The 23,766-nt window shown below is 67.9% G+C and carries 24 protein-coding genes and 1 tRNA gene; 14 read left to right on the forward strand and 11 right to left on the reverse strand.

Annotated elements, in window-relative coordinates; all coding sequences use genetic code 11:
• From ACE3OU_RS06225 to mltG, 4 genes are read right to left on the reverse strand one after another with little or no spacing between them, the layout of a single operon-like run.
• The gene (locus ACE3OU_RS06225; protein ID WP_374240679.1) at nucleotides 1-369 is read right to left on the reverse strand and encodes a PilZ domain-containing protein; all 369 of its coding nucleotides are present in this window, start codon (nucleotides 367-369) and stop codon (nucleotides 1-3) included.
• On the reverse strand, nucleotides 366-1,427 hold the full coding sequence (holB, locus tag ACE3OU_RS06230) for a DNA polymerase III subunit delta' (protein ID WP_374240680.1): 1,062 nt from the start codon (nucleotides 1,425-1,427) through the stop codon (nucleotides 366-368). Before holB ends, ACE3OU_RS06225 begins: the two co-directional genes overlap by 4 nt.
• On the reverse strand, nucleotides 1,424-2,041 hold the full coding sequence (tmk, locus tag ACE3OU_RS06235; protein WP_374240681.1) for a dTMP kinase: 618 nt from the start codon (nucleotides 2,039-2,041) through the stop codon (nucleotides 1,424-1,426). The genes holB and tmk overlap by 4 nt, the downstream gene beginning before the upstream one ends.
• Nucleotides 2,038-3,039 (reverse strand): endolytic transglycosylase MltG, encoded by a 1,002-nt coding sequence (gene mltG, locus ACE3OU_RS06240; protein ID WP_374240682.1) that lies wholly within the window; start codon nucleotides 3,037-3,039, stop codon nucleotides 2,038-2,040. Before mltG ends, tmk begins: the two co-directional genes overlap by 4 nt.
• Before the next feature lie 151 nt (nucleotides 3,040-3,190).
• Here mltG and ACE3OU_RS06245 point away from each other — a divergent pair, with 151 nt between their 5' ends.
• The 4 genes from ACE3OU_RS06245 to mfd are packed head-to-tail and all read left to right on the forward strand — an operon-like array spanning nucleotide 3,191 to nucleotide 8,783.
• Nucleotides 3,191-4,225: a folate-binding protein YgfZ gene (locus ACE3OU_RS06245; RefSeq protein WP_374240683.1), complete on the forward strand. Its 1,035-nt coding sequence runs from the start codon at nucleotides 3,191-3,193 to the stop codon at nucleotides 4,223-4,225.
• A gap of 9 nt (nucleotides 4,226-4,234) precedes the next feature.
• Nucleotides 4,235-4,525 carry a DUF4936 family protein gene (locus ACE3OU_RS06250; RefSeq protein ID WP_374240684.1) on the forward strand — a complete coding sequence of 97 codons (291 nt, stop codon included), beginning with the start codon at nucleotides 4,235-4,237 and terminating at the stop codon, nucleotides 4,523-4,525.
• Nucleotides 4,516-5,283: an NRDE family protein gene (locus ACE3OU_RS06255; protein ID WP_374240685.1), complete on the forward strand. Its 768-nt coding sequence runs from the start codon at nucleotides 4,516-4,518 to the stop codon at nucleotides 5,281-5,283. Before ACE3OU_RS06250 ends, ACE3OU_RS06255 begins: the two co-directional genes overlap by 10 nt.
• 44 nt (nucleotides 5,284-5,327) lie before the next feature.
• On the forward strand, nucleotides 5,328-8,783 hold the full coding sequence (gene mfd, locus ACE3OU_RS06260) for a transcription-repair coupling factor (RefSeq protein ID WP_374240686.1): 3,456 nt from the start codon (nucleotides 5,328-5,330) through the stop codon (nucleotides 8,781-8,783).
• 6 nt (nucleotides 8,784-8,789) lie between these two features.
• Here mfd and ACE3OU_RS06265 read toward each other — a convergent pair whose 3' ends face one another.
• The 3 genes from ACE3OU_RS06265 to ACE3OU_RS06275 form a co-directional block, all read right to left on the reverse strand.
• The gene (locus ACE3OU_RS06265; protein ID WP_374240687.1) at nucleotides 8,790-9,689 is read right to left on the reverse strand and encodes a hypothetical protein; all 900 of its coding nucleotides are present in this window, start codon (nucleotides 9,687-9,689) and stop codon (nucleotides 8,790-8,792) included.
• 148 nt (nucleotides 9,690-9,837) lie between these two features.
• A tRNA-Ser gene (locus ACE3OU_RS06270) sits at nucleotides 9,838-9,931 on the reverse strand.
• A 53-nt stretch (nucleotides 9,932-9,984) separates the two neighbouring features.
• Nucleotides 9,985-11,214: an aspartate kinase gene (locus ACE3OU_RS06275; protein ID WP_374240688.1), complete on the reverse strand. Its 1,230-nt coding sequence runs from the start codon at nucleotides 11,212-11,214 to the stop codon at nucleotides 9,985-9,987.
• Between the two features lie 269 nt (nucleotides 11,215-11,483).
• Here ACE3OU_RS06275 and ACE3OU_RS06280 point away from each other — a divergent pair, with 269 nt between their 5' ends.
• The gene (locus ACE3OU_RS06280) at nucleotides 11,484-11,786 is read left to right on the forward strand and encodes a helix-turn-helix domain-containing protein (protein ID WP_374240689.1); all 303 of its coding nucleotides are present in this window, start codon (nucleotides 11,484-11,486) and stop codon (nucleotides 11,784-11,786) included.
• 21 nt (nucleotides 11,787-11,807) lie between these two features.
• Here the strand turns inward: ACE3OU_RS06280 and ACE3OU_RS06285 are convergent, their stop codons facing one another.
• Complete coding sequence (locus ACE3OU_RS06285; protein WP_374240690.1) at nucleotides 11,808-12,659, reverse strand: radical SAM protein; 852 nt, start codon at nucleotides 12,657-12,659, stop codon at nucleotides 11,808-11,810.
• 70 nt (nucleotides 12,660-12,729) lie between these two features.
• Here ACE3OU_RS06285 and queD point away from each other — a divergent pair, with 70 nt between their 5' ends.
• The 8 genes from queD (at nucleotide 12,730) to ACE3OU_RS06325 (ending at nucleotide 20,800) form a co-directional block, all read left to right on the forward strand.
• Nucleotides 12,730-13,182, forward strand: coding sequence for a 6-carboxytetrahydropterin synthase QueD (gene queD, locus ACE3OU_RS06290; RefSeq protein WP_374240691.1), 453 nt, complete (start codon nucleotides 12,730-12,732; stop codon nucleotides 13,180-13,182).
• A 36-nt stretch (nucleotides 13,183-13,218) separates the two neighbouring features.
• On the forward strand, nucleotides 13,219-13,923 hold the full coding sequence (locus ACE3OU_RS06295; RefSeq protein ID WP_374240692.1) for a glutathione binding-like protein: 705 nt from the start codon (nucleotides 13,219-13,221) through the stop codon (nucleotides 13,921-13,923).
• A 129-nt stretch (nucleotides 13,924-14,052) separates the two neighbouring features.
• The gene (locus ACE3OU_RS06300) at nucleotides 14,053-15,849 is read left to right on the forward strand and encodes a DEAD/DEAH box helicase (RefSeq protein WP_374240693.1); all 1,797 of its coding nucleotides are present in this window, start codon (nucleotides 14,053-14,055) and stop codon (nucleotides 15,847-15,849) included.
• Nucleotides 15,850-16,088: 239 nt separating this feature from the next.
• Entirely contained in the window at nucleotides 16,089-16,700 is a 612-nt protein-coding gene (locus tag ACE3OU_RS06305; protein WP_374240694.1) for a DUF47 domain-containing protein, read from the forward strand.
• An 8-nt stretch (nucleotides 16,701-16,708) separates the two neighbouring features.
• Nucleotides 16,709-17,716, forward strand: a complete 1,008-nt coding sequence (locus tag ACE3OU_RS06310; RefSeq protein WP_374240695.1) for an anion permease — start codon at nucleotides 16,709-16,711, stop codon at nucleotides 17,714-17,716.
• Nucleotides 17,717-17,822: 106 nt separating this feature from the next.
• Nucleotides 17,823-18,062 carry a hypothetical protein gene (locus ACE3OU_RS06315; RefSeq protein ID WP_374240696.1) on the forward strand — a complete coding sequence of 80 codons (240 nt, stop codon included), beginning with the start codon at nucleotides 17,823-17,825 and terminating at the stop codon, nucleotides 18,060-18,062.
• The gene (locus ACE3OU_RS06320; protein WP_374240697.1) at nucleotides 18,059-19,366 is read left to right on the forward strand and encodes a DUF1615 domain-containing protein; all 1,308 of its coding nucleotides are present in this window, start codon (nucleotides 18,059-18,061) and stop codon (nucleotides 19,364-19,366) included. Before ACE3OU_RS06315 ends, ACE3OU_RS06320 begins: the two co-directional genes overlap by 4 nt.
• A gap of 138 nt (nucleotides 19,367-19,504) precedes the next feature.
• Nucleotides 19,505-20,800 carry an acetyl-CoA hydrolase/transferase family protein gene (locus tag ACE3OU_RS06325; RefSeq protein ID WP_374240698.1) on the forward strand — a complete coding sequence of 432 codons (1,296 nt, stop codon included), beginning with the start codon at nucleotides 19,505-19,507 and terminating at the stop codon, nucleotides 20,798-20,800.
• Nucleotides 20,801-20,886: 86 nt separating this feature from the next.
• On the opposite strand, the gene ACE3OU_RS06330 is transcribed toward ACE3OU_RS06325, so the two are convergent.
• From ACE3OU_RS06330 to ACE3OU_RS06340, 3 genes are all read right to left on the reverse strand, one after another.
• The gene (locus ACE3OU_RS06330; protein ID WP_374240699.1) at nucleotides 20,887-21,735 is read right to left on the reverse strand and encodes a 23S rRNA (adenine(2030)-N(6))-methyltransferase RlmJ; all 849 of its coding nucleotides are present in this window, start codon (nucleotides 21,733-21,735) and stop codon (nucleotides 20,887-20,889) included.
• Between the two features lie 99 nt (nucleotides 21,736-21,834).
• Nucleotides 21,835-22,194 (reverse strand): nucleotide pyrophosphohydrolase, encoded by a 360-nt coding sequence (locus ACE3OU_RS06335; RefSeq protein ID WP_374240700.1) that lies wholly within the window; start codon nucleotides 22,192-22,194, stop codon nucleotides 21,835-21,837.
• A 3-nt stretch (nucleotides 22,195-22,197) separates the two neighbouring features.
• Entirely contained in the window at nucleotides 22,198-22,986 is a 789-nt protein-coding gene (locus tag ACE3OU_RS06340) for a crotonase/enoyl-CoA hydratase family protein (protein ID WP_374240701.1), read from the reverse strand.
• Nucleotides 22,987-23,190: 204 nt separating this feature from the next.
• Here ACE3OU_RS06340 and ACE3OU_RS06345 point away from each other — a divergent pair, with 204 nt between their 5' ends.
• Nucleotides 23,191-23,712, forward strand: a complete 522-nt coding sequence (locus tag ACE3OU_RS06345) for a gamma carbonic anhydrase family protein (RefSeq protein WP_374240702.1) — start codon at nucleotides 23,191-23,193, stop codon at nucleotides 23,710-23,712.
• Nucleotides 23,713-23,766 lie beyond the last annotated feature (54 nt).

Consider the following 23,766-nt stretch of genomic DNA (forward strand, 5'->3'; position numbering starts at 1 on the left):
TCAGATCGTGTGGGTCGGGCGGGATGAGCCCAGGTGGCCCGCCAGGATCTGCTCGATGCGGTTGCGCAATACCTGGCCGGCCTCGTCGCCAGCAAACCTGACCCCGATGCCCTGGGTTTTGTTCCCCTGGGCGCCGGCCGGGGTGATCCAGGCGATGTTGCCGGCCACCGGGTGCTTGGTCGGATCGTCCATCAGCTGCAGCAGCATGAAGATCTCGTCGCCGAGCTTGTAGTCGCGGGTGGTGGGGACGAAGATCCCCCCGTTTTTTATGAACGGCATGTAGGCCGCGTACAGGGCCGACTTCGACGAGATGTTCAGCGACAGGACACTGGGCCGGGCCGGAGCCGGACGCTTGAAGGAATCGTTCATTTGCGCACCGCGGGAGCGGCCGCCCGGGCAAAGTGACGGGCGTACCGCAAGAGCATGTCTTCCAGGAAAAGCCGGGCATTGAGCGGATGCTGGGCTACCCGCCGGGCCTGATTGATCTCATTGTAACAGGCCAGTGCGCTGTCAATCGTCATGCGATCGGCCAGCCTGTGAAGGATATCGTGCTCGGCCGGAAAGAAACGCAGCGGCCCCCCCAGGCGCAGGCTGGAGAGGTCGGCGATCCAGCGCTGCATCCAGCTCACCAGGGTGTTCATGTCGAAGCCCGCGGCGAGGGACTCCTTGCCCTTCAGCCAGGCCTCCCACTCGCCGGCGAGGCGCAGCGGGGCCTTGCCCGGAATGGCCGCTATGTCGGTGACGAAGCGCTTGCGGCCGGCGGCCCCGCCGCCTTCAGCGAGGGCTGCGGCGGCCAGCGGCATGCCGCCTGCGAAGGCCAGCAGCGATGCGGCGTCGGGCGTCTTGCGCTCGACCAGCCAGCGTGCCGCCTGCTCGCCGGCCGGGCGCGGAAAGGCCCAGGTCTGGCAGCGGCTGCGGATGGTCGGCAGCAGCCGCTTCGGCGACGACGAGATCAGGATGAACAGCACGTTGGTGGTCGGCTCTTCGAGGAGCTTGAGCAGCGCGTTGGCGGTGTAGAGGTTCATCGCCTCGGCCGGGTCGACGATCGCCACCCGCTGGCTGCCCCGGTGCCCGCCGGTGGTCAGGGCCTGCTGGAGGTCGCGGATCTGCTCGATGACGATCTGCCGGCTGGCGGCCTTGCCGCCTTCGGGTTTTTCGGGGGCGTCGTCGGGAGTCTCCCGGTCGGCTTCGGGGATGACCCGGATCAGGTCGGGGTGATTGCCGGCGATGCGCCACAGGCAGTCTTCGCAGCCGCCGCAGGCGTGGCCGTCCGAGCCGGGCCGGGCGCACAGCACCCGGGCCGCCAGGGCTTCGGCGAAATCCCGCTTGCCGCCGCCGGCCGGGCCCGCGAAGAGCAGCGCGTGGGGCATCCGGCCGGCGCTGTCGAGCACCCGCCGCCAGAGGCCGGCCTGCCACTCGAAGATCATCGGAAGCACACCGCGGTGACGATCGCCTCGACCTCGGCGCGGATCTCGTCGGGGCTGCGGCTCGCGTCGATCAGGCGGACCCGCCGCGGGTCGGCCGCGGCCCGGCGCAGGTAGGCGGCACGGACGCGCTGGAAGAAGTCGGCCTGCTCGCGCTCGAAGCGGTCCGGGGCCTGGCCGGTGCCGGCGAGGCGGCGTGCGGCGACGGCCGGGTCGAGGTCGAAGATCAGGGTCAGGTCGGGCTGGAGATCGGGGTGCACCCAGCGCTCCAGCGCCGCGAAGCGCCCTTCGTCGAGGCCGCGCCCGCCCACCTGGTAGGCGTAGGTGGCGTCGGTGAAGCGGTCGGACACCACCCACTTGCCTGCCGCCAGGGAGGGCTCGATGAGGGCCGCCAGGTGCTCGCGCCGGGCGGCGAACATCAGCATGGCTTCGGTCTCGAGGTGCATCGGCTCGTGGAGCAGGATCTCGCGCAGCTTCTCGCCGAGGGGGGTGCCGCCCGGTTCGCGGGTCTGCACGACCGGGATGCCGCGGGATTCGATGAGCGCCACGGCCGCGGCGATCTGGCTGCTCTTGCCGGCGCCGTCGATGCCTTCAAAGGTGATGAAGCGGGATTTCACGGGTTGCGTTTCCGGATGTACTGGGCGACCGCCCGGTTGTGTTCTTCGAGGGTGCGGGAGAACTCGCTGGAGCCGTCGCCGCGGGCGACGAAATACAGGTAGTCGGTGGCCGGCGGGTTGAGCGCCGCGCGCAGGGCCGCCACGCCGGGCATGGCGATCGGCGTGGGCGGCAGGCCGGGCCGGGTGTAGGTGTTGTAGGCGGTGTCGGTGAGCAGGTCGCGCTTGCGCAGGTTGCCGTCGAAGGCCTCGCCGAGCCCATAGATCACCGTCGGGTCGGTCTGCAGCAGCATGCCGCTCTTCAGGCGGTTGACGAACACCGAGGCCACCATTGGGCGGTCGGCGGCCTGGCCGGTTTCCTTCTCGACGATGGAGGCCATCGTGAGGGCCTGGTAGGGGTTCTGGTAGGGAAGCCCCCGGGCGCGCTGGGCCCATTCCCGGTCGAGCACGGCCAGCATGTGGCGATGGGCGCGGCGCAGCACGTCGAGGTCGCTGCTGCGCCGCGAGAAGAGATAGGTGTCGGGGAAGAACAGGCCCTCCGGGTGGCGCGCAGTGCTGCCGATGCGGGCGAGCAGCTCGGCGTCGCTGAGGCCGGCGCTGTCGTGGCGCAGATCCGGGTGGCGGTCGAGGGCGGCGCGCAGCTGGCGGAAGTTCCAGCCCTCGATGATCGCCAGCTCCGCCTGGCTCACGTCGCCGCGGGTCAGCTTGGCGAGCAGCGCGAGGGGGGTGAGGCCGGCCTCGACTTCGTAGCTGCCGGCCTTGATGGCGTGCGCCTGGCGGGTGATCCGCGCCAGCGCCACCAGCACCGCCGGCTGCACGTCGATGCCGGCCTCGACGAGCTGGCGGGCCACCTGGCGCATCGACGAACCCGGCTCGATGGTGAAATCCAGCGGGCTGGCAGCCAGCCGCAGCGGCCGGTGGGCGTACCAGGCCAGCGCCCCCGCGACACAGGCGGCCACGGCCAGCAGGACGGCCAGCAGGCGAAACAATACTGACTTCATCAGGGAACCAGCGGCGTCGGAAACGAACGAAGGGAGTGTAAAAAGAAAGCAGGCGCAGCCCTGGATTCACGCTGCAGCCGGCCGCATATAATAGCGCAAAGCGCTTTGAGGCTCCGGCGGAGCCGTTTACCCAACAGGACACCGAACACAGATGAACGCAAGCTGGCAAAACCACCTCGCCGCCCAGGGCGCGAGCTTCCCGGATGACTTCTCGGTCTGCTTTGGCGCCGACGAACGGCAGGGCGCGAGCCTGGCTGCCCGGGGCACCGTCGTCGTGCCCCTCGAACACCTGCGGGTGATCCGCGCCACCGGCGAGGACGCCAGCGGCTTCCTGCACAACCTGTTCTCCAACGACGTCAAGAAGCTGGGCGCCAACGAGGCCCAGCTCAACAGCTTCAACAGCCCCAAGGGCCGCATGCTGGCGAGCATGCTGGTGTGGCGCCAGGGGGCCGACTACCTGCTGGCCCTGTCCGCCGACATCCACGCCGCGATGCTCAAGAAGCTGTCGATGTACGTGCTGCGCTCCAAGGTGCGCCTGCTCGACGACGGCTCCGACAGCGTGCTGATCGGCCTGGCGGGCCCCCAGGCCGGCGCCGCCCTCGAAGCCGCCGGCCTCGGCATTCCCGGCGCGCCGCGCACCACCGCCTCCGGCATCGCCAGCGTGGTGCGCCTCGACGGCGCCCGCTTCGTGGTGTCGGCGCCGGTCTCCGAGGCGGCTGCCCTGTGGGGCAAGTTCGTCGCCGCCGGCGCCGCGCCCGCCGGCACCCAGGCCTGGCAGTGGCTCGACATCCGCGAGGGCCTGCCCACCGTTACCCTGCCGGTGCAGGAGGAGTTCGTGGCGCAGATGCTCAACTTCGACCTGATCGGTGGCGTCAGCTTCAACAAGGGCTGCTACCCGGGCCAGGAGATCGTCGCCCGCACCCACTACCTCGGCAAGCTCAAGAAGCGCATGTACCGCGTGCATGCCGCCGTCGCCACCCTGCCCGCCGCGGGCACCGATGTCTACGCCCCCGATTTCGGCGACCAGTCCGCCGGCAAGGTGGTGAGCGCCGCCCCCGCGCCGGAGGGTGGCTACGAGGCCCTCGTGGTGCTGCAGACCTCCAGCGCCGAAGCCGGCCAGGCACACCTCGGCGCCCCGGACGGCCCGGCCCTCGCCTTCCTGCCGCTGCCTTACAACCTGGGCTGAGGACACGGTTTGAGCCCTTCCCACTATTACATCTACTACCCGGTCCGGATCGGCCTCGAAGCCGACCTGGCCCGGGTGCTCTACAACGCCCAGTCCGACCTGCAGGCTCGCACCGGCGTCGTCGGGCGTTTCCTGCGCCGGGCCGACGACCCGTGGACCTGGATGGAGATCTACGAGAACGTCGCCGACGTGCCCGCCTTCGACACGGCCCTCGAAGAGGCCATCGAGCGCCACGGCTTGCTGCGTTTCGTGGACGAGGGTGGACGGCGCCACACCGAGCGCTTCGTTCCATGTGCCTGATCCTGGTCGCCTGGCAGGCGCACCCCGACTATCCGCTGGTGGTGGCCGCCAACCGGGACGAGTTCTTCGCCCGCCCGGCGGCGGCGGCCGGCTGGTGGCCGGACCTGCCGGGGGTGTTCGCCGGCCGCGACCTCGAAGCCGGCGGCACCTGGCTGGGGCTCGGCCGCGCGGGGCGCTTCGCCGGCCTCACCAACTTCCGCGACCCCCAGCGCAACCGGGCGGGCATGCCGTCCCGCGGCGCCCTGGTGGCGGATTTTCTCGGTGGCCATGAAACCACCGCCGAGGCCCTGGCCCGGCTGCAGCACGAAGGCCCGCGCTACAACGCCTTCAACCTGTTTGTCTCCGACGGCGACACGCTGGGCATCTACGAGAGCGAGAGCGGTGCCGCGCGGCTGCTCGAACCCGGCGTGCACGCCCTCTCCAACCACCTGCTCGACACGCCGTGGCCCAAGGTCCGGGCCGGCAAGGCGCGCCTGTTCCGGGCCCTCGAGGCCCTGCCCGACGACACGCCACTTCTCGAGCTGCTACGGGACGATCGCCCCGCACCCGACGCCGAGCTGCCCCGCACCGGCGTCAGCCTGGCCTGGGAGCGGATGCTGTCGAGCGCCTTCATCCGCGCGCCCGGCTACGGCACCCGCTGCTCCACCGTGATCCGCCGCGACCGCCACGGCCAGACCCATGTCCAGGAGACCACCTGGAACGAGGTCGGCCGCGAAACCGGCCGGGTGATCGAGACCTTCCCGCCCACCCGGCCCTGACCGCACCCCCGTCTGCCGCACTTACCTTCACGCAGCACACCCGCATGACCGCCTCTGCCAGTTCCGCTCCGCTCCTGCTTCCGTCCCTCGCCGCCCTCGCCCAGGCCAAGCCTGGCCAGCGCCTCGACCTGCCCGCCCTCGCCGGCTCCGCCGACGCGCTGGCGATCGCCCAGCTGGCGCGCCAGGCCGGTGGTGGGCGGATGCTGGTCGTCGTCACCGCCAATCCGCTGGACGCCCAGCGCCTCTCGGACGAGATCGCCTGGCTGGCCCCGGGCCTGCGCACCCACCTGCTGCCCGACTGGGAGACCCTGCCCTACGACAGCTTTTCACCCCACCAGGACCTCATCTCCGAGCGCCTGTCGTCCCTCTACGCGATCAGCCGCGGCGAGGCCGACATCGCCCTGGTGCCGGCCTCCACGGCGCTGTACCGGCTGGCGCCGCCGGCCTTCCTGGCCGCCTACACCTTCTTCCTCAAGCAGGGCAGCAAGCTGGACGTGGACGGCCTGCGCCGCCAGATGACCGTGGCGGGCTACGCCCACGTCACCCAGGTGATGTCGCCGGGCGAGTACAGCGTGCGCGGCGGGCTGGTGGACCTCTACCCGATGGGCGCCGCCCTGCCCTACCGCATCGACCTCTTCGACGACGAGATCGAGAGCATCAAGACCTTCGACCCGGACACCCAGCGCACGGTGTTTCCGGTGCGCGACGTGCGCCTGCTGCCGGCCCGGGAGTTCCCGATGGACGAGGCCGGCCGCACCCGCTTCCGCGGCCGCTTCCGCGAGACCTTCGAGGGCGACCCGTCCCGCTGCACGGTGTACAAGGACGTCTCCAACGGCATCGCGCCGGCGGGCATCGAGTACTACCTGCCGCTGTTCTTCGACGAAACCGCGACCCTCTTCGACTACCTGCCCGACAGCAGCGCGATCCTGCTGCACCGCGACGTGCCGGCCGCCATCGAGGCCTTCTGGAAGGACGCCCGCAGCCGCCACCAGCTGCTTGGCGGCGACAAGACCCGGCCGATCATGGCGCCGGACCAGCTCTTTTTGTCGGAGGAAGCCTTCTTTGTCGCCCTCAAGGCGCGCGTCCGCCTGGCCCTGCCCGCCGGCGCCAGCGGCGGCCCCGCCGAGGCGCTGCCCGACGTCTCCGTCGAGCGCAAGGCCACCGACCCGCTGCATCGCCTGAAGGCTTTCTGCGCCGGTTTCCCGGGCCGTGTGCTGGTGCTCGCCGAATCCGCCGGCCGGCAGCAGACCATCGCCGAATACTTCGCCGAATACGCCCTCAAGCCAGTCCCGAGCGCCGACTTTGACGCCTTCGTGGCGGGCGATGGCCGGCTCGCGCTGGGCACCGGCCCCCTCGCCGCCGGCTTCATGCTGCCCGAGGCCGGCCTCGCCGTCGTCACCGAATCCGAGCTCTACGCCGCCACCGCCCGCAGCCGCACCCGCCGCGACAGCCGCAAGGCCGCCACCATGGAAGGCTGGCTGCGGGATCTGTCCGAACTCAAGCCCGGCGACCCGGTGGTGCACTCCAGCCACGGCATCGGCCGCTACATGGGCCTGGTGCACATGGACCTGGGCGAAGGCCAGACCGAGTTCCTGCACCTCGAATACGCCAACGGTGACAAGCTCTACGTACCGGTGTCGCAACTGCACGTGATCACCCGCTACGCTGGCGCCGACCCGGAGGCGGTCAACCTGCACACCCTGGGCTCCGGCCAGTGGGAAAAGGCCAAGAAGAAGGCCGCCCAGCAGGTCCGCGACACCGCCGCCGAGCTGCTCGCCCTCTACGCCCAGCGCGCCGCGCGCAAGGGCCACCAGTTCGACTTCAAGCAGCACGACCTGGAGGCCTTCGCCGACGGCTTCGGCTTCGAGGAAACCCCCGACCAGCTGGCCGCCATCGAGGCCGTGGTGGCCGACATGAAGTCCGGCCGGCCGATGGACCGCCTGGTGTGCGGCGACGTGGGCTTCGGCAAGACCGAGGTCGCCCTGCGGGCCGCCTTCATCGCCGTGGCCGACGGCAAGCAGGTGGTCGTGCTGTGCCCCACCACGCTGCTCGCCGAGCAGCATTACCAGACCTTCGCCGACCGCTTCGCCGACTGGCCGATCAAGGTGGCCGAGCTGTCCCGCTTCAAGAGCGCCAAGGAACAGGCCGAGGCCATCAAGCAGCTCGGCGAGGGCAAGGTGGACATCCTGATCGGCACCCACCGGCTGCTGCAGAAGGACGTCACCTTCAAGCGCCTGGGCCTCGTGATCATCGACGAGGAACACCGTTTTGGCGTGCGCCAGAAGGAAGCCCTCAAGGCCCTGCGCAGCGAGGTGGACATCCTCACCCTCACCGCCACGCCGATCCCGCGCACGCTGGGCCTGGCGCTGGAGGGGCTGCGCGAGTTCTCGGTGATCGCCACTGCGCCGCAGAAGCGCCTCGCCATCAAGACCTTCGTGCAGCGCTACAGCAAGGGCATCGTCCGCGAAGCGGTGATCCGCGAGTTCAAGCGTGGCGGGCAGGTGTACTTTTTGCACAACGAGGTCGAGACCATCGAGAACATGCGCGAGGCCCTCGAGGAGCTGCTGCCCGAGGCCCGCATCGTGATCGGCCACGGCCAGCTGCCGGAGCGCGAGCTGGAGCGCGTGATGCGCGACTTCACCACGCAGAAGGCCAACCTGCTGCTGTGCACCACCATCATCGAGACCGGCATCAACATCCCGAGCGCCAACACCATCATCATCAACCGGGCCGACCGCTTCGGCCTCGCCCAGCTGCACCAGTTGCGCGGCCGGGTCGGGCGCTCCCACCACCAGGCCTACGCCTACCTCCTCACCGACGCCCACGCCAAGCCCACCGCCCAGGCCCAGAAGCGCCTCGAGGCAATCACCATGATGGAAGAGCTCGGCTCCGGCTTCTACCTGGCGATGCAGGATCTGGAGATCCGCGGCGCCGGCGAGGTGCTGGGTGAAAACCAGTCCGGCGAGATCCAGCAGGTCGGCGTCAGCCTTTACACCGAGATGCTCAAGCGCGCGGTGCGCGACCTGCAGCGCGGCAAGGAGCCCGACCTCAGCCAGCCCCTCGAGGTCGTCTCGGAGATCAAGCTCCACGCCCCGGCCCTGCTCCCCAACGACTACTGCAGCGACGTGCAGGAGCGCCTGACCCTCTACAAGCGCCTGGCCAACTGCGAGAGCGAGGACGAACTCCAGGCCCTGCAGGAAGAGCTCATCGACCGCTTCGGCGAGATGCCCCCGCAGACGCGCACGCTGCTCGAAACCCACCGCCTGCGCATGCTGGTCAAGCCCTACGGCGTCGCCAAGATGGAAGCCTCCGAGAGCCAGATCAGCGTGCAGTTCGACGCCAGCGCCCCGATCGACCCGATGAAGATCATCACGCTGATCCAGAAGGACAAGCAGACCAAGATGTCCGGCCCCGACAAGCTCGTCCGCAAGATCGCCACTCCCGACCTCAAGGCTCGGGTGGCAGCGGTGAAGGCCCTGCTGGACGCCGTCAAGGCTTGAGGGGCGCTAGGAGGCGCTTATCTCCAGGGACCACCGGGGATTCACACGAAAGAAGACCCGTGGGCCACCCTTTGGGGTGGGCTCCTCCTTGATGTCGAAGAGCCCGGTGGCGAGGACGAGTGATTTCAAGGTCTTGTGGCCGTAGCGCTCCTTTAGGGCTGCGAACTCCGCCGCCGCATGCAGACGCAACAGGTGCCCGGCCAAGTCCAGCGGAACAAAGCCGTCGTCGCGACCCAGCTGTCGGGCAATGTCGCCGAGCATCATCACCAGCGGGCTGTGCCTCAGCAATTCCAGTTCAAACGCCCCTGAGCCGAGGTGCTCGGCGAGTTGCCGTCGCCCCTCCTGTAATGCGCTGACCGTCGTGCGCAGATGTTCGAACTCAGGGAGCGCCTTTGCACGCTGGCTGTCCAGCCAGACATCGGCTTCGGACGTGCTCTTGAGCGATTCGGGATTCCAGCGTGGCAGCAGGTGATGGACGAGTTCGTTGCGCTCCAGAACAATTTCCGCCAAGTGAGCGCCATGTTGTTCGGCTGAAGCCGCATCGAGGCCTGTGGTGAAGTGAAATGAAAACCATCCCTCGTGCACTTCATCCGGTACAGGCGCCGCGGAGTCAGCCTCCCGGAGGCTGGACTCAAGGTAGTCGCCGATGAGTTGGCCCATGGTGCGCTTGCTCACCGCTTCCGCACGCTTCGCCAGAAGTTCCGGAAACTCGCTCTGAAACCCGGCCACCTTGCAGTGCCCAACCAAGAACTTGAGCATCCCCTCCATCTGCTGAAACAGGAGCAGGTTTCGCCCAATCTTGCGCAGGACTTCGTTGCGCATGCTTTCCAGCGCTGCGGAAGCTGGCTCGTCGGTGTGTTTGCCGTCGTTGCCAGCTTGTCTGGCATTGTGCTGATCTGCCGTCATGTTGGGACCGCATCAATTCGGCGCCAGTCCGGTCATCAAGGTGGGAGGGATAGCCGGTAGAAGTCGCTGAAACAAACTCATCGGGCAGGCAACCCTGGAAAAGCAAAAAGCCCTGATTTCTCAGGGCTTTGCGCTTGAAACTAGGTCTTGGCGGAGAGTGAGGGATTCGAACCCTCGATGCAGGTTTGTGCCCGCATGCTCCCTTAGCAGGGGAGTGCCTTCGACCTCTCGGCCAACTCTCCGCAAGAGCTGCGCATTATAGATAAGGCGCAGCGGCTACGCAAGAACTATTTGATCAGGCTGCGGCCTGATCCAGGCCGAAGGCGCGGTGCAGCACGCGGACGGCCAGCTCAAGGTACTTTTCGTCGATGGCGACGGAGATCTTGATCTCGGAGGTGGAGATCATCTGGATGTTGATGCCCTCTTCCGCCAGGGTGCGGAACATGCGGGACGCGACGCCCGGGTGGGAGCGCATGCCGACGCCGACGATGGACACCTTGGCCATGGTGCGGTCGCCCTTGATCTCGCGGGCACCGGTGTGGGCCTTGACGCTCTCGAGGATGCCGAGGGTCTTGTCGTAGTCGGGGCGGTTCACCGTGAAGGAGAAGTCGGTGGTGCCGTCATGGCCGACGTTCTGGATGATCATGTCCACATCGACGTTGGCTTCGGCCACCGGGCCGAGGATCTGGTAGGCGATGCCCGGCTTGTCGGGAACACCCAGCACGGTGATCTTGGCTTCGTCGCGATTGAAAGCAATGCCGGAGATGATCGGCTGTTCCATGTTTTTGTCTTCCTCAACGGTAATCAGGGTGCCTTCGCCTTCCTCCTGGAAGCTCGAGAGGACCCGCAGCTTGACTTTGTACTTGCCGGCGAATTCCACGGAGCGGATCTGCAGCACCTTGGAGCCGAGGCTGGCCATCTCAAGCATTTCCTCGAAGGTGATGGTGTCCAGCTTGCGGGCTTCGGGCACGACGCGGGGGTCGGTGGTGTACACACCGTCCACGTCGGTGTAGATCTGGCACTCGTCGGCCTTGATCGCTGCGGCCAGCGCGACGCCGGTGGTGTCGGAGCCGCCGCGGCCGAGGGTGGTGATGTTGCCTGCCTCATCGACACCCTGGAAGCCAGCCACGACGACGACCGAGCCGGCATCGAGATCGCGGCGGATGTTGTCGCCGTCGATGTCGAGGATGCGGGCCTTGGTGAAGGCGTCGTCGGTCAGGATGCGCACCTGGCCGCCGGTGTAGCTGCGGGCGGGGATGCCGAGCTCCTGGAGGGCCATGCAGAGCAGACCGATGGTGACCTGCTCGCCGGTGGAGATCACCACGTCGAGCTCGCGGGGGCTGGGGCTGGGGCTGATTTCCTTGGCCAGGGCAATCAGGCGGTTGGTCTCGCCGCTCATCGCGGAGAGGACGATAACCATCTTGTGCCCCTGGGCATGGAACTTCGCGACCCGCTTGGCCACGTTCTTGATCCGTTCGGGGTTGCCGACGGAAGTGCCGCCATATTTCTGAACTATGAGCGCCATCTTGACTTCTAAAGATGTGGATGTGGAAAGCCCGTGATAGTAGCGGATAACACGAAGTCTTGCAGCTTCCCGTTGGGGTGACCATTTTGGGGCTTACGCGTGTATCACATCACGGGAATTTCGTGTGGAAAACCCCAATCAATGCAAGTAGGGCATTGTATGTCCCCCGCTTAGTGATCTATACTTTTTCACATATAACGAAAGTTATAGGCATCGACGGTTAGCCCGTTGTTATGACTGACAGACGAAAACCCCTTGAGGACTGCAAAATGAAGACCACCGAAAAAGTTGATGTGCGTGAGATCCGTCGTAAGCTTGGCATGAACCAGTCTCAGTTCTGGTCCAAGATCGGCGTCACCCAGAGCGGCGGTTCCCGCTACGAGAGCGGCCGCAACATCCCGCGCCCGGTTCAGGCCCTGCTGCGCCTCGTGCATATCGAGCAGGTCGATATCAACAAGATCAAGAAGGACGACGTGGAAGTGGTCGAGTACCTGAAGGCCACCAACCCGGAGCTCTTCAAGACCCTGAAGAAGGAAGCCCGCGCCAAGCGCAAGGAGCGCGTGTCCCACTAAGCAGCAGGACGCGTCGTTTTCTCAGGGGCTGACCACCACGGTCAGCCCCTTTTGTTTTATGCGGCGGGCGATCCGTTCGAGTTCGTCCGGGCTCAGGCGCTGCAGGTGCGCCGCCTCGGGCTGCAGCGAGGGGCGCGCGAGGCCATAGAGGTGCACGCCGCGCAGGGCCGCAGTGCCGGCCTGTTCGAGCCGGGCCAGGTAGGCGTCGAGCATGGCGTCCGAGGGCGGCTCGCCGTCCCAGCCGACCATGCAGGTCTGCACCCAGGTCGGGCAGAGGGAGGCGCACAGCGCCAGCCGGCGGGCGTGGGCCTCCGGGTTGATGTCGATGCCGTTGATGCGGGCGATGTCCTCCGCCCGGCCCCCGTCCAGCTTGAACCACACCTCGCCGCCGGCCGCGCCCAGGCGCCGCAGCGCGGTCTGCACGTAGGGCCGCTCGATGAGGCTGCCGTTGGTGATCAGGCGGATCGGCACCGCCGACAGCCCCGCCTGGTCGCGGATCGCCGCCACGCGCTCGACGATCTCGGCGAAGGCCTTGCTGCTGGTGGGTTCGCCATTGCCCGAGAAGGCGATGTCGCGGATCACCTGCGCCTCGGGCGGCACGTGCTCGGCCATGAAGTTGCCGTGGAGCAGCTCGTCGAGAAACGCCCGCAGCTCCTTCTCGAGCAACTCGAGATCTATCTCCGGCGCCGCGCCGCGGACGAGGTCCGGCACCTGGCAGTAGGCGCAATGCCAGTTGCAGGCGTTGTTGGGGTTGAGGTTGATGCCCACCGAGACCCCGCCGGCGCGGCGGGAGACCACCGGGTAAACATAGGTCATCGAGATGAAGCTGCGGTTGTGGTCGCTCACCGAGAGCATCTGCTGGCTGGAGTTCATGCCGCGGGTCCGGGTGTTGAAACGAGGCTGCGTATAATATCGGCTCTTTTATTGATTATCCGGTGTTCCCATGCGTATCACACGTCGCCTGGAATTCGACGCGGGCCACCGCATCCCCGATCACGCCAGCCAGTGCCGCCACCTGCACGGCCATCGCTACGTCCTCGAGATCACCCTGTCCGGCGACACCATCCGCCGCGACGGCTCGCCGGTGAACGGCATGGTGATGGACTTCGGCGACGTCAAGGCGATCGCCAAGCAGCGGGTCGTGGACCTCTGGGACCATGCCTTCCTCGCCTACCGGGGCGACACCGCGGTGGTGGCCTTCCTCGACAGCATGCCCGGCCACAAGACGGTGCTCCTGGACGTGGTGCCCACCGCCGAGAACCTCGCCGCCGAGGCTTTTCGCATCCTCGACCCGGCCTACCGCGACATCTATGGCAACCACCTGCGCCTCGAACGGGTGCGCCTGTACGAAACCCCCAACTGCTGGGCCGACGCCCTGCGCAGCGAGATGGCCTGAGGCCCGCTCCCGCGCCAGCCCCCCGACGAGACTGCCATGATCGACCTTTATTACTGGACCACCCCCAACGGCCACAAGGTCACCCTGTTCCTCGAGGAAACCGACCTGCCCTACCGCATCCTGCCGATCAACATCGGCAAGGGCGAGCAGTTCCAGCCCGATTTCCTCAAAATCGCGCCGAACAACCGCATTCCAGCCATCGTCGACACCGCGCCGGCGGGCGGTGGCGAGCCGATCCCGGTGTTCGAGTCGGGGGCGATCCTGCTCTACCTGGCCGAAAAGACCGGCCGCTTCCTGTCCGCCGACCCGCGGGTGCGCATCGACACCCTGCAGTGGCTGTTCTGGCAGATGGGCGGCCTCGGGCCGATGGCCGGGCAGAACCACCACTTCACCCAGTACGCCCCCGAGGTCGTGCCCTACGCCATCGACCGCTACGTCAAGGAAACCGCGCGCCTGTACTCGGTGCTCGACAGGCGCCTCGCCGACCGGCCCTTCATCGCGGGGGATGACTACTCCATCGCCGACATGGCCTGCTACCCGTGGATCGTGCCCCACGCCCGGCAGCGCCAGAGCCTCGACGACTTCCCTCACCTCAAGCGCTGGTTCGACGCCATCGCAGCCCGGCCGGCCACCGCCCGCGCCTACGCCCTCGCCGAGCAGATCAACCCGGCGCCGGTGCTGGACGAAGCCGCCAGAAAAATCCTTTTCGGCCAGGACGCCGGCGCCGTCAAGCGCCCCTGAGCAGGCGCCCGTGATTCACCCGGCGGGACGGCGAGGCGCGCTTCCGGTAAAATTATTATTCATTTGAAGCCGCTTCTTCCTCCGGGCCCAAGACCGCTTCACCCTTCACCCGGCCCGCGTCCCGCTCCCATGACCGCTACCATCGAACGCTTCGACCAGCTCGATCTCCAGGCGCCCATCCTTGCCGCCCTGGCCGAGATCGGCTACGAAACCCCGTCGCCCATCCAGGCCGCCTGCATCCCGCACCTCCTTGCCGGCCACGACATCCTGGGCGAGGCCCAGACCGGCACCGGCAAGACCGCCGCCTTCGCCCTGCCCGCCCTCGACCAGGTCGACATCAACCAGCGCAACCCGCAGGTGCTCGTCCTCACCCCCACCCGCGAGCTCGCCATCCAGGTGGCCGAAGCCTTCCAGCGCTACGCCAGCAAGATGCCCGGCTTTCACGTGCTGCCCATCTACGGCGGCCAGAGCATGGTCGTCCAGCTGCGCCAGCTGCAGCGCGGCGCCCATGTGGTGGTCGGCACCCCCGGCCGGGTCATGGACCACCTCGAGCGCAAGAGCCTCAACCTCGACGGCCTTGCCACGCTGGTCCTCGACGAGGCCGACGAGATGCTGCGCATGGGCTTCATCGACGACGTCGAGTGGATCCTCGAACACACGCCCACCGCCCGTCAGACCGCGCTGTTCTCGGCGACCATGCCCGACGCCATCCGCCGGGTCGCCCACCGCTATCTGCGCGACCCGAAAGAGGTCAAGATCAAGGCCGCCACGGCCACAGTCTCCACCATTCGTCAGCGTTTCCTGCAGATCGCCGGTCCCCACAAGCTCGACGCCCTCACCCGCATCCTCGAGGTCGAGGACGACTTCGACGCGGCCATCGTCTTCGTGCGCACCAAGACCGCCACCGTCGAGCTCGCCGAGAAGCTCGAGGCCCGCGGCTACGCCGCCGCCTGCCTCAACGGCGACATGACCCAGCAGCTCCGCGAGCGGGTCATCGAGCAGCTCAAGAACGAAACCCTCGACATCGTCGTCGCCACCGACGTGGCCGCCCGCGGCATCGACGTGCCCCGCGTCAGCCACGTCATCAACTACGACATCCCCTACGACACCGAAGCCTACGTGCACCGCATCGGCCGCACCGGCCGGGCCGGCCGCAGCGGCAACGCGATCCTCTTTGTCGCCCCGCGCGAGAACCACCTGCTGCGCCAGATCGAGCGCGCCACCAAGCAGCCCATCGAACTCCTCAAGCTGCCCAGCCGCGAGGCCGTCGCCGACAAGCGGGTCGCCGCCTTCCGGCAGCAGGTCTCCGAGGTCATCGAGTCCCAGGACCTGAGCTTCTTCCTCGACGTGGTCGCCGGCATCGAGGAGCGCTTCGACGTGGACGTCCACGAGGTCGCCGCGGCGCTCGCCTACCTGGCCCAGAAAGACCGGCCGCTGCAGATGCCCGACACCGGCAAGCCCGACATCGCCCAGCTCGCCGCCGGCAAGCCCGAGCGTCCGGCCCGCGAGCCCCGCGAAAACCGCGCCGAGATCCTCGAGCGCCGCCGCGACTACGCCGAAGGCCGCCTGGCGCGCTACCGCATCGACGTGGGCCGCGAGCACATGGCCAGCCCCAAGGACATCGTCGGTGCGATCGCCAACGAGGCCGGCATCGAGAGCCGCTTCATCGGCCAGATCAACCTCTTCGAGGACTACAGCACCGTCGAGCTGCCCGCCGACCTGGCCGCCGACACCCTCCAGATCCTGCGCCGGGCCCGGGTGCGCCAGCAGCCGCTGAACATCCGTCTCGCCAGCCCCGAGGAGGCCAGCCGTGAGCGCGGCAGCCGTCCGGGCGGCCGTGCCGCTCCGCCCAAGAAGCCCTTCCGCAAGGAGGGCGGCTTCGACAAGCCCGCCGGCGGCTTCAAGGCGCGCAAGCCCAAGCCCTGAGCACATCGCACCGGCCCCAAGGCCACCGACGATCCGCTGCAGCCCTGGCTGGCGGCGGTCGTCGGTGGCCTTTTTACTGGAGTCGTCCGGCGCCCCGGTCCGGCGCCGTGGGGCGTCTGCGGCGAGGGCGGCCGGTGTGCCGCCGGGATGTGCGACAAGTCACAGGTGGGAGGCGCTCTGGTAAAATGTAACGTTACATACATCACTGTGTAACTTTCAACGCCATGTTTGGACGCCTGTTGCCCCAAGAGGGCCGTTTTTTTGATCTCTTCAACGACCACGCCGAGCAGATCGTGCTCGGGGCCCATCAGCTGGTTGCCCTGATGGAAGACCTCTCCGTGGCCGAGCAGCACATCGCCGCCATCGAGACCATCGAGCAGGCCGCCGACAAGATCACCCACGAGACCGTCGCCCAGGCTCACAAGAGCTTCATCACCCCCCTCGACCGCGACGAGATCCACAGCCTCATCAACGCCATGGACGACATCCTCGACACGGTCCAGGACGTCGCCGAGTGCATCACCCTCTACCACATCCAGCGCATCACCCCCGAAGCCACCCAGCTCGCCAACGTGAGCCTGTCCTGCTGCAACCGGGTCAAGATCGTCGTCGGGCTGCTGTCCAACATGGACAACGCCAGCGCCATCCTGCAAACCTGCCAGGAGATCGACCAGCTCGAGACCGACGCCGACCGCATCATGCGCGGCGCCATGTCGCGGCTGTTCCGCGACGAGCGGGATGCGCTCCAGGTCATGAAGCTCAAGGCCATCTACGAGCAGCTCGAGTCCATCACGGACCGCTGCGAGGACGTCGCCAAGATCGTCGAAGGCATCGTTCTGGAAAACGCCTGAGCATCGCCATGGAACACCTACAGATCGGGTTCTGGGTCATCGCCGGACTGGTCGTCGTGGCCCTGCTGTTCGACTTCATGAACGGCTTCCACGACGCCGCCAACGCCATCGCCACCGTCGTCTCCACCGGGGTTCTCAAACCTCACCAGGCGGTGGCCTGGGCGGCCTTCTTCAACTTCGTCGCGCTCTTCGTCTTCCAGCTCAAGGTGGCCAGCACCGTCGGCAAGGGCATCATCGACCCCACGGTGGTCGACCACTACCTCGTCTTCGGGGCGCTGCTGGGGGCCATCGCCTGGAACGTGGTCACCTGGTACTACGGCATCCCGTCGAGCTCCTCCCATGCGCTGATCGGCGGCATCGTCGGCGCGGCGATCGCCAAGGCCGGCACCGACCCGCTGATCGGCGCCGGCATCATGAAGACCGTCGCCTTCATCGTGATCTCGCCGCTGTTCGGCTACGTGCTGGGCTCGCTGATCCTGGTCCTCGTGAGCTGGATCTGCCGGGACAAGGCCCAGCGGCGCGTCGACAAGTGGTTCCGCCGCCTCCAGCTGGTCTCGGCGGCCCTCTACAGCCTCGGCCACGGCGGCAACGACGCCCAGAAGACGGTGGGCATCATCTGGATGCTGCTCCTCGCGGCCGGCGTCACCGCCGCCGGTGATCCCGTCCCCACCTGGGTCGTGGTGCTGTGCTACATGGCGATCGGCCTCGGCACGCTGTTCGGCGGCTGGCGCATCGTCAAGACCATGGGCCAGCGCATCACCAAGCTGAAGCCGGTGGGGGGCTTCTGTGCTGAAACCGGCGGTGCGATCACCCTGTTCCTGGCCACCTCCCTCGGCATCCCGGTGTCCACCACCCACACCATCACCGGCGCCATCGTCGGCGTGGGGTCGGTGCGGCGCACCGCGGCCGTCCGCTGGGGCGTCGCCGGCAGCATCGTGTGGGCCTGGATCCTCACCATCCCCTGTTCGGCCCTGATCGCCGCCGGGGGCTACTGGCTGGGCCGCAGCATCCTCTGATCCGCTGACGCTCACGCCCGCCGGGCGATGTGGGAGAATCGCCGCTCGATTCACCCGCATCGCCCTTTTCACGTCCAACCCTCCCCGCTCGCACGCTCCCGATCCAATGGCCAGCCCGACTCCAAAGCAACTCAAGACCTTTGCGCTGATCCGCATCATCGGCGGCCTTGCCGCTGCCTTCGTCCTCGGCTACTCCTTCGTCGTCAACGTGTTTGCCGGCCAGCCCGTCCAGGGCGCGCTGCTGGCGACCGGCCTGATGGCCTTCGTCGGCTTGGCCTATGCGGCCTTCTACACCCGCAGCCTGAGCCGCCTGGCCAAGGCCGAGCAGGACGCCGGCAAATCTTGACCCCGCCGCGTCAGCCTCGGGCGGGTTGGGCCCTGGCCACCGTCCTGGCCGGGCTGCTGACCGCCTGCGCGAGCCCCGGCCCGGTGGAGTCGCGCCGCTCGCCGAGCCTGCCCGACCAGCCGCCGACGCAGATCCCGCCGCGGCAACAGCCCGCGCTGCCCGCACCGGGCCTGCCCCCGCCGCCTGCGTCGCCGGCGCGACCGCCGGTGGTCGTGGCGCCGGCTCCGGCGCCAAAGCCGGCCGTGGTGCCTCCCTTGGTGGTGCCCTATCTCTCCGAGCGCGATGGCCGGGCGCTGGTGGCGCGCTTCCTGCCTTCCCAGGTCCGTGACCGGGACGGCTGGGCGGCCGACATCTTCTCCGCCTTCGCCGCCCTCAAGATTCCGCCCACTGCCGACAACATCTGCGCGGCGGTGGCGGTGATCGAGCAGGAGTCCACCTTCCAGGCCGACCCGCCGGTGCCCGGCCTGTCGCAGATCGTCTGGAAGGAGATCGAGGCCCGCCGCGAGCGCCTGCACCTGCCGCGCCTGCTGGTCGATACGGCGATGCTCAAGACCTCCCCCGACGGGCGCAGCTACAAGGCGCGCATCGACGCCCTGCGCACCGAGCGTCAGATGAGCGAGCTCTTCGACGAGATGATCTCCGAGTTCCCCAACGGCAAGGCGCTGCTCGGCGGCTACAACCCGGTGCGCACCGGCGGCCCGATGCAGGTCAGCGTGGCCTTCGCCGAGGAGCAGGTGCGCGAGAAGCCCTACCCCTATGCCCGCCGCGGCAGCATCCGCAACGAGGTGTTCACCCGGCGCGGCGGCCTGTACTTCGGCATTGCGATCCTGCTCGACTACCCGGCGCCCTACAGCCAGCCCCTGTACCGCTTCGCCGACTTCAACGCCGGCCGCTACAGCAGCCGCAACGTGGCCTTCCAGGCCGCGGTGGCGCGGCTCGGCGGGCGCGCCCTGACCCTCGACGGCGACCTGCTGCGCTACCGGGACGGCCAGCCCGCCGACGAGCCCAGCGAGACCCTCGGCGCGCTGCTGGCGATCGCTGGCCGGCTGGGCCTCGGCCGTGCCGAGATCAGCCGTGACCTGCGCCTCGAGAAAACCGCCGCCTTCGCCCAGACGCCCCTCTACAGCCGCGTCTTTGCCGCCGCCGATGCCCAGGCCGGTGGGCGCCTGCCCCGCGAAGCGCTGCCCCGGATCGACCTGAAGAGCCCCAAGATCCAGCGCAAGCTCACCACCGCCTGGTTCGCCGAGCGGGTCGACGCGCGCCACCGCACCTGCCTCGGCCGCGACCGCTCCGCGAGCCCGTGACAGGCGCAGGTTCCGGGGCCGCTTTCCTTGACCCAGACCAGACGACAGGGCTTGCCGAAACGATACAATTCAGTACTCACCATACAGTGGAAGTATGGTTTGATATTTATATAAGACAGCCACGAGGGAAAAAAACAGATGTCAGTTCACGCCCAGTACGCAGCCAAGCGCGTCACCCCCGCCGAAGCGATCCGCAACGTCCATAACGGCGACACCATCGTCGTGCCGACCGCCGTTGCCGAGCCGCCGGCGCTGCTCAACGCCCTGTCCGAACACCGCCGCGACTTCCGCGACGTCAAGGTCTCGCAGATCCTGGCAGTGCGCAAGTTCGGCTATCTCGACCCGGCCACCGCCGAGAACGTGCGCCACGTCGCCTACTTCTTCAGCGGCGCCACGCGCCCGGGCTTCAAGGAGGGCGTGGGTGACTTCTACCCCAGCTATTTCTCCGAGATGCCGCAGCTCATCGACCGCGGCCTGATGCCCGCCGAGGTGGTGTTCACCCAGGTCTCGCCGATGGACGAGCACGGCTACTTCTCGCTGGGCCTCGCCCCCGACTACACGATGGCCGCGATCCGCAAGGCGCGGGCCGTCATCGTCGAGGTGAACCCCAACGTGCCGTTCGCCTTCGGCAACTGCCACATCCACATCTCCCAGGTGACCGCGCTGGTCGAAAACGACGAGCCGGTGCTCGAGGTCGGCCTGCCCACCATCGGGCCCGTGCAGGAGGCCATCGGCAAGTACGTGGCCGACATGATCGACGACGGCTCCACCCTTCAGATCGGCTACGGCGGCATCCCCGACGCGGTGGTGATGCAGCTCACTCACAAGCACGACCTGGGCATCCACACCGAGATGGTCGGCGACGGCATCCTCACCCTGCTCGAGGCCGGCGCCGTCACCAACCGCCGCAAGAACTTCATGCCGGGCAAGATGGTGGCCACCTTCGCGCTGGGCTCCAAGAAGCTCTACAAGTTCCTGCACCGCAACCCGATGGTCGAGATGCATCCGGTCGACTTCACCAACGACCCGTACATCGCCGGTCAGAACGACAACCTGATGTGCATCAACGCCACCCTCGAGATCGACTTCCTGGGCCAGTGCGGCTCCGAGAGCCTGGGCCCGGTGCCCTACTCCGGCACCGGCGGCCAGTCCGACTTCGTGCGGGCGGCCAACCGCTCCAAGGGCGGCAAGGCCTTCATCGTGCTGCCGTCCACCGCCAAGGACAATACGATCTCGCGCATCGTCCCCACGCTTACCCCCGGCACCCACGTGTCCACCAGCAAGAACGACATCAACTACGTGGTGACCGAGTACGGCGTGGCCCAGCTGCGCGGCAAGAGCGCCAAGCAGCGCACCCAGGCCCTGATCGGCATCGCCCATCCGGACTTCCGCGGCCAGCTCACCGAAGCCGCCAAGAAGATGAACCTGCTGTAAGCCGGCGCGGCACGCGCCGCGACCCGTAAAACACGAGGGGCCTGCATCCAGCAGGCCCCTCGCACGTTCACGGCGCCCTGGCGCGCTCAGGCGATCTCGAACTCCAGCTTGAACGACGCCCCCTCGTCCTGGCCCAGCACCTCGACCAGCCAGGGCATCACCTTCTTCAGGGTGGCCGGCAGCGTCCACGGCGGGTTGATGATGAAGAGCCCGCTGCCGTGCATTCCGAAGCCGTCTTCCGACGGCGTGTGTACGTCCATGCTGACATGCAGCCAGCTGGTGATCGGCAGGCGCTTGAGCTTTTCGGGCAGCTCGCGGGAATGCATGCTGTGCAGCTTCGGGTACCACACCATGTAGGTGCCGGTCGGGAAGCGGCGCAGGCTCTCCTTGAGCATGGCCAGCACGGTGCGGTAGTCGGTCTTCACCTCGTAGGGCGGGTCGATCAGCACCAGCGCGCGGCGGGTGGGCGGCGGCAGGAAGGCGTTGATGCCGGTGAAGCCGTCCTGCTCCAGCACGATGGCCTTGCTGCCGTAGGGCTCGAAGGTCTTCTGCAGGAGCTGGCGGTCGGCCGGATGGAGCTCGAACAGGCGCATCCGGTCATCGGCGCGCAGCAGCGGCGCGGCGCAGCACGGCGAGCCCGGGTAGAGGCGCAGCTTGCCGCTGTTGTTGTTGAGGTCGCGCACCACCTTCAGGTAGCTCTTCACCTCGGCGGGCACGTCCTTGCGCCCGAGCAGGCGCGCCACGCCCTCCTCGAACTCGGCGTTCTTGCGGGCGAAGGCCTCGTCCAGCGCGTAGCAGCCTGCCCCGGCATGGGTGTCGATGTACCAGTAGGGCTTGTCCTTCTGGTTGAAGTATTCGAGCAACTGGACGAGCACGAAGTGCTTGAGCACGTCGGCGTGGTTGCCGGCGTGGAAGGCGTGGCGATAACTCAGCATGGCGTTGGCGCGTGGGCGCGGAAACGAAAGATCAGGGGCGCGATGCTAACACCTCGCCCGCCCGGCCGCCGGTTTTGCGTGGGCGGCCGGGGGTGGCCGTCAGCTGGCGGCGTTGTATTTGCGGCTGGAGCCGCGGAAAGCGTCGACCGGGTACTTGGCCTCGTTCTTGGCCAGCTTGGCCCGGGCCGCGGCGTCGAGGTCGATGCCGGCCCGCTCGGCGATCAGCAGCAGGTAGAGCAGCACGTCGGCGCATTCGTCCTCCAGCGCCTCGCGGCCGTGGAGGTCGGCCGGCAGTGCCTCGATCTCGTCGTCACGCTTCCACTGGGTGAGCTCCAGCAGCTCCCCGGCCTCGAGGTTGAGGGAGACGATCAGGCTGCGCAGCGAATGGAACTGGGCCCAGTCCCGCGCATCGCGAAAGGCCGTCACGAGGCGGGTGAGTTGGTCGAGCTGGCCGGCCATGGCTCAGCCCTTGCGGCGCTCGAGGAAGGCCGCCACCGCGCCCTCGTGTTCCGCCGAGCCGTGGGTCAGGGCCTGGTAGGCGGCGGAGAGCTCGAGGATGGCGTCGAGGCGGCTGGTCTGGGCCTCGCGCATCAGGCGCTTGGTCATGCGCAGGGCCTGGCCCGGGTTGGCGGCGATGCGCTCGGCCAGGGCGGTGGCCTCGGCGAGCAGCGTCTCGTGGGGCACCACCCGCGACACCAGCCCCATCGCCAGCGCCGCCTGGGCATCGACGGTCTCGCCGGTGAAGCTCATCTCGGCGGCGCGGGCGTAGCTGACCACCCGCTGCAGCAGCCACGCGCCGCCGTCGCCGGGGATCAGCCCCAGCTTCACGAAGCTCTCGGCGAAGCTGGCCTTCTCGGAGGCGATGCGGATGTCGGCCATGCAGGCGAGGTCGCAGCCGGCGCCGATCGCCGGGCCATTGACGGCGGCGATGGTCGGCACGTCGAGGCGGTGGAAGGCCAGCGGGATGCGCTGGATGCCGCGCCGGTAGTTGTCGCGGATCTCCATCCCGCTGCCGGCGGCAAGCCCGCGCTTGTCGCGGAAATCCTTGACGTTGCCGCCGGCGCAGAAGGCGCTGCCGGCACCGGTGACGATCACCACCTTCACCGCCGGGTCGGCCTGCACCCGCTCGCAGGCGGCCACCACGGCGTCCCACTGGGCCTGGCTGGTGAGGGCGTTGCGGGCCTCGGGGGCGTTGAGGGTGAGCGTGACGATGGCGTCACGCTGCTCGAAAAGCACGAAATCGTTGCTCACGGGTGTGTCTCCTTGTGATGTCCGGGTGGGCGGCGCGACCCTGCGAAAGCCTTCTTTCCGCCCGCTAAGCCTTTGGTTCCCTTGCGGAAAGGGGAAAAAGGGCGCTTTTTCCTTGCGCTCGATCGTTACCCTGATATTATGGCGCGCTCTTCGTCCGGCCATTCGGCGGCACGGGCGAAATTCAACCAAAAACAGGATAAAAAGATGCCGATCTACCGCCTCGGAGAGCTCAGCCCCCAACTTCAGGAGGGCGTCTGGGTTGCCGACAACGCCACCATCATTGGCGATGTGCACCTCGGACGCAACGTCAATGTGTGGTTCGGGGCCATCCTGCGGGGCGACAACGACCCGATCACCATCGGCGACAACACCAACGTCCAGGACGCCGCGGTGCTGCACACCGACGACGGCGTGCCCCTCGACATCGGCCGCGACGTGACCATCGGCCACAAGGCCATGCTGCACGGCTGCACGGTGGGCGAAGGCTCGCTGATCGGCATCAACGCGGTGGTGCTCAACCGCGCGGTGATCGGCAAGAACTGCCTGATCGGCGCCAATTCGCTGATTCCCGAGGGCAAGGTGATCCCCGACCGCTCGCTGGTGTGCGGTTCGCCCGGCCGCATCATCCGCGAGCTGACCGACCATGAGATCAGCCGCCTGAAGGCCAGCGCCGACAACTATGTGCGCCACGCCCTGCGCTACCAGGGCGATCTGGAACAGCTCTGATGCAGGGTTGAGGCAGCCTGTGGAGGCGCCTGCCCGGGCGCCTTCCCTGCCGGC

Source organism: Zoogloea sp., from assembly GCF_041908905.1.
Lineage (GTDB): Bacteria > Pseudomonadota > Gammaproteobacteria > Burkholderiales > Rhodocyclaceae > Zoogloea.

Bases quoted from the DNA above. Each gene is read 5' to 3' on its own strand.
- queD (WP_374240691.1), top strand. From the start codon at position 12,730: ATGCGTATCACACGTCGCCTGGAATTCGACGCGGGCCACCGCATCCCC.
- ACE3OU_RS06345 (WP_374240702.1), top strand. From the start codon at position 23,191: ATGCCGATCTACCGCCTCGGAGAGCTCAGCCCCCAACTTCAGGAGGGC.
- ACE3OU_RS06275 (WP_374240688.1), bottom strand. From the start codon at position 11,214: ATGGCGCTCATAGTTCAGAAATATGGCGGCACTTCCGTCGGCAACCCC.
- ACE3OU_RS06335 (WP_374240700.1), bottom strand. From the start codon at position 22,194: ATGGCCGGCCAGCTCGACCAACTCACCCGCCTCGTGACGGCCTTTCGC.
- ACE3OU_RS06325 (WP_374240698.1), top strand. From the start codon at position 19,505: ATGTCAGTTCACGCCCAGTACGCAGCCAAGCGCGTCACCCCCGCCGAA.
- ACE3OU_RS06330 (WP_374240699.1), bottom strand. From the start codon at position 21,735: ATGCTGAGTTATCGCCACGCCTTCCACGCCGGCAACCACGCCGACGTG.
- ACE3OU_RS06315 (WP_374240696.1), top strand. From the start codon at position 17,823: ATGGCCAGCCCGACTCCAAAGCAACTCAAGACCTTTGCGCTGATCCGC.
- ACE3OU_RS06280 (WP_374240689.1), top strand. From the start codon at position 11,484: ATGAAGACCACCGAAAAAGTTGATGTGCGTGAGATCCGTCGTAAGCTT.
- mfd (WP_374240686.1), top strand. From the start codon at position 5,328: ATGACCGCCTCTGCCAGTTCCGCTCCGCTCCTGCTTCCGTCCCTCGCC.
- mltG (WP_374240682.1), bottom strand. From the start codon at position 3,039: ATGAAGTCAGTATTGTTTCGCCTGCTGGCCGTCCTGCTGGCCGTGGCC.
- ACE3OU_RS06245 (WP_374240683.1), top strand. From the start codon at position 3,191: ATGAACGCAAGCTGGCAAAACCACCTCGCCGCCCAGGGCGCGAGCTTC.
- ACE3OU_RS06285 (WP_374240690.1), bottom strand. From the start codon at position 12,659: ATGAACTCCAGCCAGCAGATGCTCTCGGTGAGCGACCACAACCGCAGC.
- ACE3OU_RS06295 (WP_374240692.1), top strand. From the start codon at position 13,219: ATGATCGACCTTTATTACTGGACCACCCCCAACGGCCACAAGGTCACC.
- ACE3OU_RS06255 (WP_374240685.1), top strand. From the start codon at position 4,516: ATGTGCCTGATCCTGGTCGCCTGGCAGGCGCACCCCGACTATCCGCTG.
- ACE3OU_RS06265 (WP_374240687.1), bottom strand. From the start codon at position 9,689: ATGACGGCAGATCAGCACAATGCCAGACAAGCTGGCAACGACGGCAAA.
- holB (WP_374240680.1), bottom strand. From the start codon at position 1,427: ATGATCTTCGAGTGGCAGGCCGGCCTCTGGCGGCGGGTGCTCGACAGC.
- ACE3OU_RS06300 (WP_374240693.1), top strand. From the start codon at position 14,053: ATGACCGCTACCATCGAACGCTTCGACCAGCTCGATCTCCAGGCGCCC.
- ACE3OU_RS06310 (WP_374240695.1), top strand. From the start codon at position 16,709: ATGGAACACCTACAGATCGGGTTCTGGGTCATCGCCGGACTGGTCGTC.
- ACE3OU_RS06225 (WP_374240679.1), bottom strand. From the start codon at position 369: ATGAACGATTCCTTCAAGCGTCCGGCTCCGGCCCGGCCCAGTGTCCTG.